Below are 13,328 nucleotides of genomic sequence, written 5' to 3'. Positions count from 1 at the left end.
TTCCCACGGCGGGCGGCAACGCGCCCCATTACAGGGGTCGGTGGCGGCCACGGCTCGAAGCCGCGCCGCCACCCGGTCCGGGGCTGCACCGTTCGCAGCAATCCGCGGCTCACATCCGCGAGATCCTCAGGTACCGCTTGAGGTCCGGCAGGCTCTGCCAGACCAGCGCGCCGATCCCCGCCAGCAGGGCGGCGCAGAACAGTTTCCTCAGCATGGTGTTGTCCTCCTCTCGGGCTCCGCACTCGACCGCTCGGGCCCCGTACTCGACGCACCCGACGCACTCGACGCACTCGACGCCACCGGGCGCACCGCCTCCTCGACGGCCTCCAGCACCATCCGGACGGCCCCGTCCACGGCGGCGGCCACCGGCTCGCTCAGCCCGATGCCCTCCTCCAGCAAGGCCGGCTCGCACCCGACCACCAGCACCCGCCCGGGCGGTTCGGCCCCGGTGCCGGCGGCCAGCGTGGCGAGCAGGCCGAGCACGGCGTCCGGTCCCATCCGGTGGCCGTCCAGGGCGGGCACCTCCAGCGGCTCGGCGGCCGCCTCGATGAGGTAGAGGGTGCCGGGCGGGCCGCCCCGGCAGGTGGCGTCCACCAGCACCGCCGTCCGGTAGCCGTCGAGCAGCCGGTACGCGAGGTCGACGCCGCGCACCCCGACGTCGACCGCCTCGACACCGTCCGGCAGCTCGACGCCGGCCAGCCGACGGACGGTCTCCACCCCGAAGCCGTCGTCGCCGAGGAAGATGTTGCCGACCCCGGCGACCAGCACCGCGCCGCCGGTCACGACTCCTCCAGCGGGGTGACCTCGTCCGGCTGGAAGTAGCGGAAGCGCCCCTGGGCCCGCCACAGGTCGGCGCCCGGGTCGTCCTCGACCGTGACGGCGAGGTGCACCGAGCCGTCCACGTCGTGCAGCACGGCCTCGACGACGGCGGCGCGCCCGTCCAGGAAGAGGTCCTGGGCATCGGTGCGCCGCCGCCCGGGCCGCAGCAGCACCCGGCTGCCCGCGCCGACCGGCCGGCCGTCGACCAGCACCTTGTCCCGCTCGGGGTCGACCTCCGGGTCACTGCCCGGGTCCCACCAGGGCTGCTCGGAGTCCGTCCCGGAGCCGGTGATCTCGCGCAGGCCGCGGACGGCGCCGTGCAGCCGCTCCAGCACCTCGGGCGGCATGGACTCGGCGAGGTCGATCACCGCCCCGGCCCGGTCGTCGGTGCCCCTGGCCTCGCGCTTCTCCTCCTCGGTCAGCGCCGCCGTGCGCAGGGCCAGGATCTCGTCGATCTCGGTGGCGTCGTAGAGGGTGCCGAGGCTCTCCGGGGCGATCCGCGGGTGGTCCTCCAGGATGATCGGCGAGGACAGCATCACCTGGTACCCGCCGTCCGGTCCGGCCAGCACCGGCCAGGTGCGGTCGTTGCGGCAGCGTTCGACGGCCGGGCGGGCCCACTCGGGCGGGTCGGTGACCGAGACGAAGCGGCCGTGCTCCAGCCCGAGCAGCAGGTGGGCGGAGACCAGCGAGCGCGCCAGCGCCTCCTCGCGCCCGGCCTTGCGGCGCGGTGTCCAGCCGGAGACGTTCTCCACCTCGGCGGTCAGCCGCTGCGCCCGGTACGGGCCGGGCAGTTCCTCGATCCGCAACCGGACCAGCCCGTCGACCTGTTCGCGCCGCCGCACCAGCCGGCCGACGGCGCTGCCGTGCTCGTGCACCAGCTCGGTGGAGCCGACGCCCGGCAGCCGGAAGTCGCGCTGCACCCCGGCACCGGCCAACTCCTCGACGGGCACGAGCAGTTCGATCCGCTCCTCGACGCCCTCGTCCCACTCGACCAGCACCCGGTCGGCCAGCTCCAGCCGTTCCACCGGCTCGAACCCGCCGCCCGCGGTGGCCCGTTCGACGGTGCGCCGCTGGACCCGCAGGAAGCGCAGCTCGACCGCGAGCCGGTCGCCCTGCCGCGCCTCCGTGACGCACTCGGTGCGCTGGTGCGAGTGCTCGCCGCCCTGCCGGGTGTACTCGGGCGGCACCAGCACGCCGAACTGCCAGCGCAGTTGGTTCTTGGCGGCCGACGCGCGGTACGGGTAGAGCACGTAGCCCTCCAGCAGCACCGCGTCGGCGATCTGCCGGGCGGCCGCGAAGCCGCGCTCGATCCCCTCGGGGAGTTCGACCGTGAGCCCGCTCACCGGACCCCCTCCCCCACCGCCGCGGTGGCGAGCAGGTCGCGCACCGTCGCCTCCCAGGAGGGCAGCGCCCGCCGGGAGCGGTGCGCCAGCAGCTGGTCCATCAGGTCCTCCGGCAGCCGCAGCCAGCCGCAGCCGGGGAAGTGCTGGTCGACGGCCTCGCGCCAGACCCGGACCGGCATCCGCACCCGGGCCTCCTGGTTCCAGGGCACCGGGGTGACCTGGAACCCGCCGGGGCCGGCGAAGGCGGTGCCGGAGAAGAGCAGCAGCAGCGGCACCTCGCCGCCCTCCAGGGCCCGGAAGTACCGGGCGCAGGCCACCTCCAGGTCGTAGCTGCACGGCACCACGAGGTCGGCCTCGGTCTCGCCGGTGAAGCCGGGCACCAGCAGCGGCACGGTGGCGAACTGGATCGGGTTGAGCGTGCTCCCCCAGCGCTCCCGCTCCCCGAACAGGTCACCCAGCCGCTCCCCCTCGGCCTCGCCGTACGGCCGGCGGGCGGGTTCGATCCGCAGCTGGCACTGGAGGGCGAGGGCGTGCACCCGGGTGTCGGCGGGCCCGGTGATCCGCAGCCGGAACACCAGGGTGGGCCCGGCCGCGTACGGGTCGGAGCGCACCCCGGTGCAGGCGAAGCCGAGCGTCGTCATGCCGTCACCGCCGCGGGGAGCGGGCGGGCCCGGAGGGCCAACCGGCCGAAGAAGGCGTCGAGTTCGGCCCGGGCCTCGGCGCCGCCGTCGAAGCCGTGCCAGCACCGGCGGAGCCGGCCGACCAGCTCGTAGCAGACGTCGATCGGCACCAGGTAGCAGGCGACCCGGCCCTCGGTGCGGCGCAGCAGCAGCGCCTCCACCTCCGGTTCCAGGGCGGCGGCCAGTCGGCTGGTGCCGAGGGCGCGCTGCCAGGCCTCCTCGTCCACCTCGCTCTCGGTGGCGCCGGCCGGGCCGGGGTAGAAGGCGAGCAGCCGGTCCAGCACGGCGTTGCGGAACAGGAAGACGGTGCCGACCGGGACGCCGAGCACCGACCAGACCCGCTCGTCCGGCGCGCCGTCCGGGTCGACCAGGAAGCGGTCGGGCACCGTGCGGTAGCGGCCGCCGGCCGCACCCTCCTGCTGGAACAGCAGGCCGCAGGCGGTGCAGGTGCAGGCCAGGGCGCGTTCCTCGACGTCCACCAGGTGGCGGTGGCCGGGCGGCAGGTCGCGGCCGCAGAGGCCGCACTGCTCGGGCCGCGGGGGTGCCGGCTCGCGCAGCCGGCGCAACAGGGCGGTCCCGTCCCGGGAGACCCTCCGGGTGTTCATCGCGCCTCCGCGGGCTGGGGCGGGCGGGTGCCGATCTGGAGCAGCTGCGGGGCGCGCTCCAGTTCCAGGGCCGTCACCTCGGGGGCGTGGCAGGCGAGGGCGGCCTCCACCTCCGGCTCGCCGCAGCCGCAGCCGGAGGCGGTCCGGCGCAGCCGCAGGGCGCCGGTCTCCGGGGTGAAGCCGAGCACCTCGATCCGCTCGGGCAGGTTGGCGAGCGCCCGGTCGATCCGGGCGGTGACGTCCTCGGGGTGGAGGTCGTGCAGGAGTAGCAGTCCGGCCACCGCCGGGTCGTCCAGCATCCGTTCCAGGGCGGGCGGGGGCAGCGCGGGGACCAACCGGGCCAGGCCCTCGCCGTAGAACTCCATGAGCTCGCGGACGAGTTGCTCGCCGGCCTGCTCGGCGCCGCTGCCGGCCAGGGCGTCCAGGGCCTGCTGGATCCGCTGCCCGGTCTGCTCGGCCGTCATGCGGTGAGCCCGCTCAGGCCGGTGGGCACGTGCATGGTCTTGAGGGTGCGGCCGTTGCCGACGTACATGTGCACGCCGCAGGGCAGACAGGGGTCGAAGCTGCGCACGGCGCGCATGATGTCGATGCCCTTGAAGTTCTCCGGGGAGTTCTCCTCGAAGATCGGCGTGTTCTGCACCGCGTCCTCGTACGGGCCGGGGGTACCGTAGCTGTCGCGCACGCTGGCGTTCCACGGGGTGGGCGGGTACGGGTGGTAGTTGGCGATCTTGCCGTCGCGGATCACCATGTGGTGCGAGAGCACGCCGCGGACGGCCTCGGTGAAGCCGCAGCCGATCGACTCGTCCGGCACCTCGAAGCGCTCCCAGGTCTGGCTGCGCCCGGCGCGGACCTCCTCGAGCGCCTTCTCGGCGAAGTGCAGGGCGGCGGCGGCCGCGTAGGCCTGGAAGTAGGTGCGGGCGCGGTTGCGCTCGATGGCGTTGCTCCACTGCGGGATCTTCCACTCGAAGGTGACCTCGGGCTTGGTCATCGAGCGGGGCAGGTTGATCCGTACGCTGTGGCCGGTGGCCTTGATGTAGCCGATGTCGACCAGGCCGGACAGCGCGGTGGACCACAGCCGGGCGATCGGGCCGCCGCCGGTGTCGAGGGCGAGGTGCTCCTTGCCGTCGAACCAGCGCGGGGACATCACCCAGCTGTACTTGTCGTCGAAGTTGCGCTTCTGCGGCTGCGGGATGGTGTGCTGGTTCCACGGGTGCCGGGGGTCGACGGGGTTGCCCAGCGGGTCGTGGGTGACGAACAGTTCCTTGCCCTGCCAGTCCTCGTAGTAGGAGCTGCCGAGCAGGATCCGGATGCCGAGGTTGATCTCGGTGAGGTCGTTGGTGACGAGCTTGCCGTCGACCACGACGCCGGGGGTGACGAACATCCGCCGCCCCCAGTCCGTCATGTTCCGGTACGTGAAGTCGCAGTGGTCCGGGTCGTTGAGGCTGCCCCAGCAGCCGAGCAGGACGCGGCGCCGACCGACCTCCTCGTAGCCGGGCAGGGCCTGGTAGAAGAAGTCGAAGAGGTCGTCGTGCAGCGGCACGACCTTCTTCATGAACTCGACGTAGCGCATCAGCCGGGTCAGGTAGTCGGTGAACAGCTGCACGGTGGCGACGGTGCCGACGCCGCCCGGGTAGAGCGTGGAGGGGTGCACGTGGCGGCCCTCCATCAGGCAGAACATCTCCCGGGTGTAGCGGCTGACCTGGAGCGCCTCGCGGTAGAACTCGCCCTCGATCGGGTTGAGCGAGCGCATGATGTCGGCGATGGTCTTGTAGCCGTGGTCGCCGGCGTGCGGGGCCTCGGTGCGTTCGGCCAGTTCCAGGACGCCGGGGTTGGTCTCGCGGACCATCTTCTCGCAGTAGTCGACCCCGACCAGGTTCTCCTGGAAGATGTTGTGGTCGAACATGTACTCGGCCGCCTCGCCGAGGTTGATGATCCACTCCCCCAGGTGCGGGGGCTTCACGCCGTACGCCATGTTCTGGGCGTAGACCGAGCAGGTGGCGTGGTTGTCGCCGCAGATCCCGCAGATCCGGCTGGTGATGAAGTGGGCGTCCCGCGGGTCCTTGCCCCGCATGAAGACGCTGTAGCCGCGGAAGACCGACGAGGTGCTGTAGCACTCCGCGACCCGCTTCTGCTTGAAGTCGATCTTCGTGTGGATGCCCAGGCTGCCCACGATCCGGGTGATCGGGTCCCACGACATCTCGGTCAGGCCGCTGCCGTCGCCGGCCGCCCTGGTCATCGGTGTTGCCATCGTCTCTGGGTGTCCTTGTCTACGGGGTCTACGGGTTCGGCGGGTTCGACGGGCCGGGCGGTGGCCGACGCGGGCCGCACACCGGGAGGTGTGCGGCCCTCCCCGGTCACCAGGGCGGGCGGTAGCCCGTGGTCAGCTGGCGCCCGGTGCGGCGCCACTTCGGTTCCTTGTCGACGGTCTTCTGGGTGATCGCGCGCAGCCGGCGGATCAGCGAGCCGTACGCGGCGCTGGCACCGGTCGAGATGTGCGAGCCGGGCGGCGGGTCCATGAAGGGCATGAACTTGTCCGGGAAGCCCGGCATGGTGCAGGCGATGCAGATGCCGCCCACGTTCGGACAACCGCCGACGCCGTTGATCCAGCCGCGCTTGGCGACGTTGCACTTGACGACGGGTCCCCAGCAGCCCAGCCGAACCAGGCACTCGGGGGTGCCGTAGTCGGTGGCGAACTGGCCCTGCTCGTAGTACCCGCCGCGGTCGCAGCCCTCGTGCACGGTGGCACCGAACAGCCAGGCGGGCCGCAGCTTGTCGTCCAGCGGGATCATCGGCGCCGAGCCCGCCAGTTGGTACAGCAGGTAGGTGAGCGTCTCGGCGAAGTTGTCGGGCTGGATCGGGCAGCCCGGCACGCAGACGATCGGCAGTCCGGCCTTGGACTTCCAGTCCCAGCCGAGGTAGTCCGGCACGCCCATCGCGCCGGTCGGGTTGCCGGCCATCGCGTGGATGCCGCCGTACGTGGCGCAGGTCCCGATCGCCACCACGGCGGTCGCCTTGGAGGCGAGCCGGTCCAGCCACTCACTGGTGGTGATCGGCTGGCCGGTGGCCGGGTCGTCACCGAAGCCGCACCAGTAGCCCTCCTTCTTGATCTTCTCGTTGGGAATCGACCCCTCGACGACCAGCACGAAGGGTTCGAGCTCGCCGCGGTCGGCCTTGAAGAACCACTCGACGAAGTTGTCGGCGCCCTGGACCGGTCCGCACTCGAAGTCGATCAGCGGCCAGTGCACCGCGATCTTCGGCAGACCGGGCAGCGCGCCGGTGACGATCTCCTCGATGCTCGGCTGCATCGCGGCGGTCAGCGAGACGGAGTCCCCGTCGCAGCTGAGGCCGGCGTTGATCCAGAGAATGTGCACCACGTCGGTGTCGGTTGTTGCAGCACCCATGAGGATGCCTCCTCGGGGATGGGAGCCGGACGAAAATGGCTCGGACCAGTCATAGCAACGCTTCGGGCCTTCCGCCGGTCCACCGGCCCGGCGGGACCGCCCGGCGCGCGCAAGCCGGACCGGCCGTTCGGGTCACGGCGCGGCGCGGAGCCCGGCGGGCACCGGCTGCTTGCGCACGAACGCGGACCGCAGCGCGTGGTACGGCGATTCGGGTGTGAAGAACTGCCGGCGCATCACCGCGAGCTCCTCCGCCCGGTACGCCTCCAGCGGCTTCGCCCGCTCGTCGGCCTCGCGCGCCGCCTTCTTCGCCACGATCCGCCGGTGGAGGGACGGCGAGGCGGCCAGCAGCCCCGCCAGCCGGGCCGTGTGCGCCCCGAACTCCTCCGGTCCGGCGCCGATCACCCGGTCGACCAGGCCGATCCGCTCGGCGGCCGCCGCGGACACCGGCAGGGCCCGCTCGGTCAGCCGCTCCGCCTGCGCCGCGCCCACCCGGCGCGGCAGGGTGTACGTCCAGTACTCCGAGCCGTGCAGTCCCATCAGCCGGTAGTGCGGGTTGAGCACCGAACCGGCCCGGCACCACACCTCGTCGGCGGCCAGCGCCAGCATCACCCCGCCGGCCGCGGCGTTCCCGCCGACGGCGGCGACCACCAGCCGGTCGGTGGTGGTGAGCACCTCGGCGACCAGGTCGTCCATCGCGGTGATGTTCGCCCAGGACTCGGCGGCCGGATCCGGCGCGGCCTCGATCACGTTGAGGTGGATGCCGTTGGAGAAGAAGTCCCGGCCGCCGCCGAGCACCAGCACCGAGGTCGGGCGGCCGAGCGCGAAGCGGTACGCGGCCAGCAGCCGGCGGCAGTGCCCGGCGGACATCGCCCCGCCGGGGAAGGAGAACCGCAGGAAGCCCACCGGGCCGTCCTCGCGGTAGCCCAGGTCCGACCAGCCCGGGTGCTCGCCCTCGTCCGCCGTCAGCGGTGCCGGGTGCTCCGGCAGGGGCGGCAGCAGGGCGCCGAGCGCGGTCACCGCCGGGAGCTTGACCGTCGCGGGCCCGCCCGGCGTGCGGCGGCGGCGCAGTTCGGGGAGCCACACTGCGCCGTCCGGGGTGGCCCGGCACACCGCGCCGGCCCGGGTGGCGAGCAGCTCGCCCGGGCGTCCGCGCAGCAGCGGCTCCCGGTGGCCGCCGTGCAGGTACCACTCGGCGCCGCACAACGCGTCCAGCACTCCGGGCCGGGAATCCGCGGCGCGGAGCCGGCGCAGCACCTCCTCGGTGGGGTCGGCCGTCCAGTCGATCCGGCGCTCCTCCTGGCGCAGCGACGGCCGGGTGCACACCGTCCCGTGCCAGCCGGGGCCGTGCTGCGGCTGCGGGGTGTACGTGCCGGAGGCGAAGCGCTCCACGGCGAGCAGCGCGGCCGTGACGGCCGCGTCGGAGACCTCGTTGCGGTAGAGGTCGCTCTTGCCGCGCTCCGGCAAGCGGCAGGGCGCCCAGGCCCAGACCGGTCCGGCGTCCATCTCCGCCTCGGCCTGGAGCACCGTGACGCCCCATTCGGTGCGGCCCTCCTGGACCGCCCGGTCCAGCGAGGACGGGCCGCGGTCGCCCGGCGGGCCGGGGTGGACGACCAGGCAGGTGAGCGCGGCCCAGAGCGTGCGCGGGATCGCGCTGCGAAGCATCGGCGCGAGCACCAGCTCCGGTCGCAGCCGGTCCACCGTCGCCAGCAACTCCTCGTCATCACCCGCCAGTTGGACATCGACACGGTGACCGCGGTCGCGCAGTTCGGCGTGCAGCCGCTGGCTCAGGCTGTTGAACGCGCTGGCGAGGAGCAGGATCCGCATGTCCGCCTCCGACGGTGAGGGCCCGGGGAACCCGGCGATCATCGCCTCCGCCCCATCCGCCACCGGGCCCGTCGCCCCCGCCGCGCCGCCCGTTCACCCGAGCGGCGGGGACCGGCCCGGGCGCGCCCACCGCGAGCACCCGTTCGAGCGGTCCCTCCGCTCAGGCGGGTTCCTCGGGTTCCCTGCGTCGGCGGCGGAGGCCGAGCAGCAGCAGGACGGTGAGCGCCACCGTGGCGATGCCCTCGGCCCAGGCGGCCAGGGTCTTGTCGGTGAACCAGATCGGCTCGTACATGTTCGGCAGCGGTCCGAGCGTGCCGACGTCGACGTAGCGGTAGAGCAGCAGGGCGCCGAGGCCGGAGGCGGCGACCAGCCAGCCGAAGAGGACGGCGGAGCGGCGGCGCCCGAGCAGCAGGAGCAGCGCGGCGAGGCTGGCGGCGGCGGCCTCGGCCCGGAACAGCGTGCCCTGGCTGATGCTGTCGCCGATGGCGTCGTACCGGTCGGCGAGCCGGGCGTGGACGGCCGCGTCCACGGCGAGCCCGGCGACGGCCAGCAGGCGCAGGAGCAGTTCGGCGGGCCGCCGCCGGTCGCGGGGGCGGGCGTGGGTGCGGGGGGCCACGGGTCAGCCGACGGTGAGGGTGCCGTGCATGAACGGGTGGATGGTGCAGATGTACGGGTGGTCGCCGGTCTGCTGCGGGGCGGTGAAGGTGGCGCTGGCGCCGGGCTGGATCGTCCCGGTGTCGAAGGACTTGTCCGAGGCCGTCAGGGTGTGGGCGGTGGAGTCCTGGTTCATCACGGTGACGGTCTGGCCGACCTTCACCGTCAGGGTCGCGGGGGCGAAGGCGAAGTTCTTGATGACGACCTGGAGGGCGCCGGTGCTGCTCTGCGCGGGGCCGGTCGCGGCGCTGCTGCTCTGCGCGGGGCTGGTGGCGACGCCGCCGCCCTGCACGGGGCTGGTGACCGCGCCCGAGGGCGCACCGTTCGAGGTGGTGCCGTTGGACGGGGTGCCGGAGCTGGAGCAGGCCGCGAGGGCGGCGGAGAGCAGCAGCGCGGCGGCTGCCTGGAGGGGCCGGTGGCTGGTCACGGACGGGCTCCGTTCGGGAGGGGTGCGGCGGCGGGAGCGGCGCGCTTCCCAGCCTCCGCCGCCACGGGCCGGTCGCGGCTACGCCGAGGACGCCGGACAGCCCACCGTTTCATCCGTGTGAGTGAATGCGACGGCCCGTACCGGCGCCCGACGACCCGACGACCGACCCGCGACGCCCGACGCACGACGCCCCGGCGATGCGGGGGAATTGTGCAGATTCCTCCCCCGCCCGCTGCCGGTCGGCACACCGGGTAGGCGCCCCGGGTACGGCGGGCCGCACCGGTCCGGCGGGTCGCGATCGCAGGAGGCCGAACCGATGCAGTTGTCCACCGTCCGCCCGGTGCCCGTCACCTTCCCCGACGGCCCGGCGCCCGACGTCCCGGTCGCGGCGGAACTCCGCTTCGACGCCGGCCTCCCGTACGCGGCCTGCCTGGCGTTCCCGCTGACCCCGTGCCGGTGCACCGGCGAGGCCGCCCGGGTGTGCTGGTACTTCAGCCGCGAACTGCTCAACGAGGGCCGGCTCGGCCCGGTCGGCAGCGGGGACGTGCGGATCCGCCCGGGCGCCGCGGGCGAGGTGCTGATCACCCTCCGGGGGCCGGTCGGCCGGGCCGTGGTGAGCGCCCCGGAGGACCTCGTCACGGCGTTCCTCTCGGACTCCTTCGCGCTGGTGCCCGCCGGGGCGGAGTCCGACCACCTGGACGTCGACACGGCCCTCGCCCGGCTGCTCACCGCTGACTGAGGGGCGCCCGGTGATCCTGGTGATCCTCCGTAGAATCCACGGGCCGAACCCCCCACCGCCGCTCGCCCGCAGGAGGCCGCGTTGACGTCCCACCCCGGACCAGGTGTGCTCACCCACTTGGAGTCCCTGCTGCACCGGGCCCCCGCCGACCGCAGCGGGGCGCTGTGGCGGCTGGAGGAGGAGGGCCGCCAGCTCGACGCCAACATCGTCCGCCTGCCGGCGAACGCCGAGGTCGCGGCCCATGTGGAGCCGGACCTCGACGTGCTGGTCCAGGTGCTCGACGGCAGCGGCCACCTGGAGACGGCCAACGGCCGGCAGCTGCTCTCCCCCGGCTGCACCGCCTGGCTGCCGCACGGCGCGCGGCGGGCGGTCGGCGCGGGCGAGGACGGCCTGGTCTACCTCACCGTCCACCGCCGCCGGCCGGGCCTCACCGTGCGCCCCGCGCCGGCCGGGTAGCCGCTCCCGGCCCCCAGCCCCCGGCCCCCGGCCCCCAACCCCGGCTCAGCGGGCCGGCAGCGGGAGCCGGCTGGCGGAGGTGCCGAGGCCGGTCGGGCCCGACAGCTCGCGGCCGTGGTGGCGGCGCAGTTCGGCCTCCGTGAAGCGGCCGCTGCGCCCGTGCCAGTCCAGGTTGCCGGCCAGGAAGGCCCGCAGGTGGCGGACGTGCTCGTCGACGGCCTGCCGGGCGGCCGCACCGAGCCGGAAGTCCGCGCAGAGGACGGGCAGTTCGGCGGCCACCAGGTGCTCGAACTGGTCCAGTCTGGCGTCCACGAGGTCGGCGACGACGTGCGCCGCCTCCCGGTACCCGCAGTCGAAGAAGTGCTCCGCGACCAGGGCCGAGTTGTGGAAGTCGCCCTCGAACTCGACCTCCCGCTGGTACGAGTACAGGTCGTTGACCAGGGCGGAGTGGTCGATCACCGCGAGTTCCACGGCCCGCATCGTGCCGCTGGCCCGGACCTCGGGCGGAAGCGCCTCGCCGCGCAGCAGGCCGGGGACCGTGGTGAAGAACTCCCCGCCGACGGTCTGCCGGCGCACCTCCAGGAAGTCGACCGGGTCGGGGATGCGGTGGTGGGCCAGGTTGGCGACCTCCGTCACCCAGCCCTCCAGCAGGTCCGTCAGGACGCGCCGGACGGTGTCCTGTGCGGTGGACGGCAGTTGGGCGGCGAGCTGGGACCAGAGGTCGGCGAGACCGCGCTCCAGCGCGTCCGCAGGGGCGACGGGTGCGGCCGGGTCCGGTGCGGTGAGCGCCAGCAGGCGGGCGGCGGCCAGCTTGGCCCCGGCCAGGTCGCGCGACTGCCCGTAGGCGGCGTCGAAGTAGTCGTCGCCGTAGCAGCCCCAGGTGATGAAGCTGACGGCGGCGGCCAGCTGCTCCGCGCCGAGGTCCGGCAGGGTGACGGCACCCAGCAGGCCGAAGTCGGAGCGGGCGAGGGTCCGTTCGCTCCACACCGGTCGGCCGCCGGCGCGCGGTTCGGGGGCGAGCATGCCCATCCGTTCGGCCCACCCCATCGACCCCTGCCGGGCCTGCGCCAGGTGCGGGCTGACCCGCACCTCGCCCGGGGACCGGAGTGCGGGCACCAGGGACGGCCCGGTGCGCCGGTGCGGGACGAAGGAGAAGTTCCGTACCCGCTGCGCGCCGGTCGCGGCGCCCAGCCGCTCGAGGTCCATCGCCGAGGTGCCGAGGCCGCCCAGCGGGAGACCCGAACTCCCCTTCGGGCCGCCGCCGTTCACGCCACCGCCGTTCATGTAGCGGCTCGACCGCAGGTGCCACTCGTGCCCGCCCGACTGCCAGTCCTGCAGCCCCTTGACGTACGCGAGCACCCGGGCCGCCTCGTCCGGGCCGAGGCCGTGGTCGGCGAACAGCGGGGGCAGTTCGGTCAGCGCGGTGTCCTCGAACTGCTGGAGCCGGGAGGTCAGCAGGTCGTTGACCCGGTCGGCCGCCTCCTGGGTGGTGACGCCGAGGAAGGTCTCCAGCACCAGGACGCCGTTGCTCAGTTCACCCTCCTCCTCGGTCTCGCGCTGGTAGGAGAACAGGTCGTTGCGCAGGTGCACCGCGTCCGAGAAGGCGTCCCGGAGCACCCGCAGCGGCCGGGTGCCGGCGACCGCCGCCGGGACCTCGGCGCCCGCCGCGTGCTCCACCAGCCCGGCGGACCAGGGCGCGCCCCCCACCTTGCGGCGCATCTCGATGTACTCGACCGGGTTGGGGATCCGGCCGATGCCGATGTTCGACAGCTCCCAGATCGACTCCTCGAGCAGGTGCCCGGTGCTCAGCGCGAAGCGTTCGCGCCACTGCCGCGAGGTGCCGGGGACGGTGCGCAGCCAGAGGTCGGCGAGGCCCGCCTCGACCGGGTTCTGCGGCTCGGGCATCGAGAAGGGGAGGTTCAGCGGCATGAAGGCGGGCAGCCGGTCCAGGTACGCCTTCCCGCCGGCCCGGTCCTGGGTGCGCTTGAAGGTCTCCAGGAAGTGGTCGTCGAAGAAGAACACCCAGACGTACCAGTCGGTGATCAGCGAGAGCTCGGGACCGTCGCAGTCCGGGTGGGTGTAGGCGCACAGCAGCGGGTAGTCGTGGGCGTCGAGGTCCCGCTGCTCCCAGATGCCCGAGCCCTCCAGCATGCCCATCCGCCGGGCCCACTGCCGGGAGTGCTCGCGCGCCTCCGCCAGCCGGGGGTTGAGGCGGGCGGGGTACGGCAGGTAGAAGGCGGGGAGTTCGAAGGGCTGGGGCACGTGGCTGCACGCTTTCTCGCGGGGAGGTCCGGCGCCCTGCTCAACGACCCCCGCCGGGGCCGGTCACCGCGGCGGCCCGGACCTGCGGGGCCTGCGCAGAGTTACTTGACAGGCTCAA

The 13,328-nt window shown here is 73.9% G+C and carries 14 protein-coding genes; 2 read left to right on the top strand and 12 right to left on the bottom strand.

Annotated features, from left to right (window positions below):
* Window positions 1-109: 109 nt before the first annotated feature.
* From ACZ58X_RS24420 to ACZ58X_RS24370, 11 genes are all read right to left on the bottom strand, one after another.
* A complete protein-coding gene (locus ACZ58X_RS24420; protein ID WP_380397724.1) occupies window positions 110-214 on the bottom strand; it encodes a DUF6893 family small protein in 105 nt (34 codons plus the stop codon).
* Window positions 208-783, bottom strand: a complete 576-nt coding sequence (locus ACZ58X_RS24415; protein WP_470335721.1) for a hydrogenase maturation protease — start codon at window positions 781-783, stop codon at window positions 208-210. Before ACZ58X_RS24415 ends, ACZ58X_RS24420 begins: the two co-directional genes overlap by 7 nt.
* The gene (locus ACZ58X_RS24410; protein WP_470335720.1) at window positions 780-2,162 is read right to left on the bottom strand and encodes a hypothetical protein; all 1,383 of its coding nucleotides are present in this window, start codon (window positions 2,160-2,162) and stop codon (window positions 780-782) included. The genes ACZ58X_RS24415 and ACZ58X_RS24410 overlap by 4 nt, the downstream gene beginning before the upstream one ends.
* Entirely contained in the window at window positions 2,159-2,803 is a 645-nt protein-coding gene (locus tag ACZ58X_RS24405) for a DUF6084 family protein (RefSeq protein ID WP_470335719.1), read from the bottom strand. Before ACZ58X_RS24405 ends, ACZ58X_RS24410 begins: the two co-directional genes overlap by 4 nt.
* Complete coding sequence (locus tag ACZ58X_RS24400; RefSeq protein ID WP_402487787.1) at window positions 2,800-3,447, bottom strand: DUF5947 family protein; 648 nt, start codon at window positions 3,445-3,447, stop codon at window positions 2,800-2,802. The genes ACZ58X_RS24405 and ACZ58X_RS24400 overlap by 4 nt, the downstream gene beginning before the upstream one ends.
* Window positions 3,444-3,911 (bottom strand): thioredoxin, encoded by a 468-nt coding sequence (locus ACZ58X_RS24395; RefSeq protein ID WP_360236851.1) that lies wholly within the window; start codon window positions 3,909-3,911, stop codon window positions 3,444-3,446. Before ACZ58X_RS24395 ends, ACZ58X_RS24400 begins: the two co-directional genes overlap by 4 nt.
* Window positions 3,908-5,695, bottom strand: a complete 1,788-nt coding sequence (locus ACZ58X_RS24390; RefSeq protein WP_470335718.1) for a nickel-dependent hydrogenase large subunit — start codon at window positions 5,693-5,695, stop codon at window positions 3,908-3,910. Before ACZ58X_RS24390 ends, ACZ58X_RS24395 begins: the two co-directional genes overlap by 4 nt.
* A gap of 106 nt (window positions 5,696-5,801) precedes the next feature.
* On the bottom strand, window positions 5,802-6,848 hold the full coding sequence (locus ACZ58X_RS24385; RefSeq protein WP_360236857.1) for an NADH-quinone oxidoreductase subunit B family protein: 1,047 nt from the start codon (window positions 6,846-6,848) through the stop codon (window positions 5,802-5,804).
* Window positions 6,849-6,980: 132 nt separating this feature from the next.
* Complete coding sequence (locus tag ACZ58X_RS24380; RefSeq protein WP_470335717.1) at window positions 6,981-8,672, bottom strand: enoyl-CoA hydratase-related protein; 1,692 nt, start codon at window positions 8,670-8,672, stop codon at window positions 6,981-6,983.
* Window positions 8,673-8,832: 160 nt separating this feature from the next.
* Window positions 8,833-9,288: a hypothetical protein gene (locus tag ACZ58X_RS24375; RefSeq protein ID WP_470335716.1), complete on the bottom strand. Its 456-nt coding sequence runs from the start codon at window positions 9,286-9,288 to the stop codon at window positions 8,833-8,835.
* A gap of 3 nt (window positions 9,289-9,291) precedes the next feature.
* Complete coding sequence (locus tag ACZ58X_RS24370; protein WP_470335715.1) at window positions 9,292-9,753, bottom strand: cupredoxin domain-containing protein; 462 nt, start codon at window positions 9,751-9,753, stop codon at window positions 9,292-9,294.
* Between the two features lie 316 nt (window positions 9,754-10,069).
* Between ACZ58X_RS24370 and ACZ58X_RS24365 the strand changes: the two genes are divergently transcribed.
* Together ACZ58X_RS24365 and ACZ58X_RS24360 are read left to right on the top strand one after the other, a co-directional pair.
* On the top strand, window positions 10,070-10,492 hold the full coding sequence (locus ACZ58X_RS24365; RefSeq protein WP_470335714.1) for an SsgA family sporulation/cell division regulator: 423 nt from the start codon (window positions 10,070-10,072) through the stop codon (window positions 10,490-10,492).
* An 81-nt stretch (window positions 10,493-10,573) separates the two neighbouring features.
* The gene (locus ACZ58X_RS24360; RefSeq protein WP_470335713.1) at window positions 10,574-10,948 is read left to right on the top strand and encodes a cupin domain-containing protein; all 375 of its coding nucleotides are present in this window, start codon (window positions 10,574-10,576) and stop codon (window positions 10,946-10,948) included.
* Between the two features lie 45 nt (window positions 10,949-10,993).
* On the opposite strand, the gene ACZ58X_RS24355 is transcribed toward ACZ58X_RS24360, so the two are convergent.
* Window positions 10,994-13,210, bottom strand: coding sequence for a terpene synthase family protein (locus ACZ58X_RS24355; protein ID WP_470335712.1), 2,217 nt, complete (start codon window positions 13,208-13,210; stop codon window positions 10,994-10,996).
* Window positions 13,211-13,328 lie beyond the last annotated feature (118 nt).

The organism is Kitasatospora sp. NPDC040550, assembly GCF_055594965.1.
Note: the sequence above shows the minus strand (reverse complement) of the source record. Positions and strands in the feature narration are given on the sequence as shown.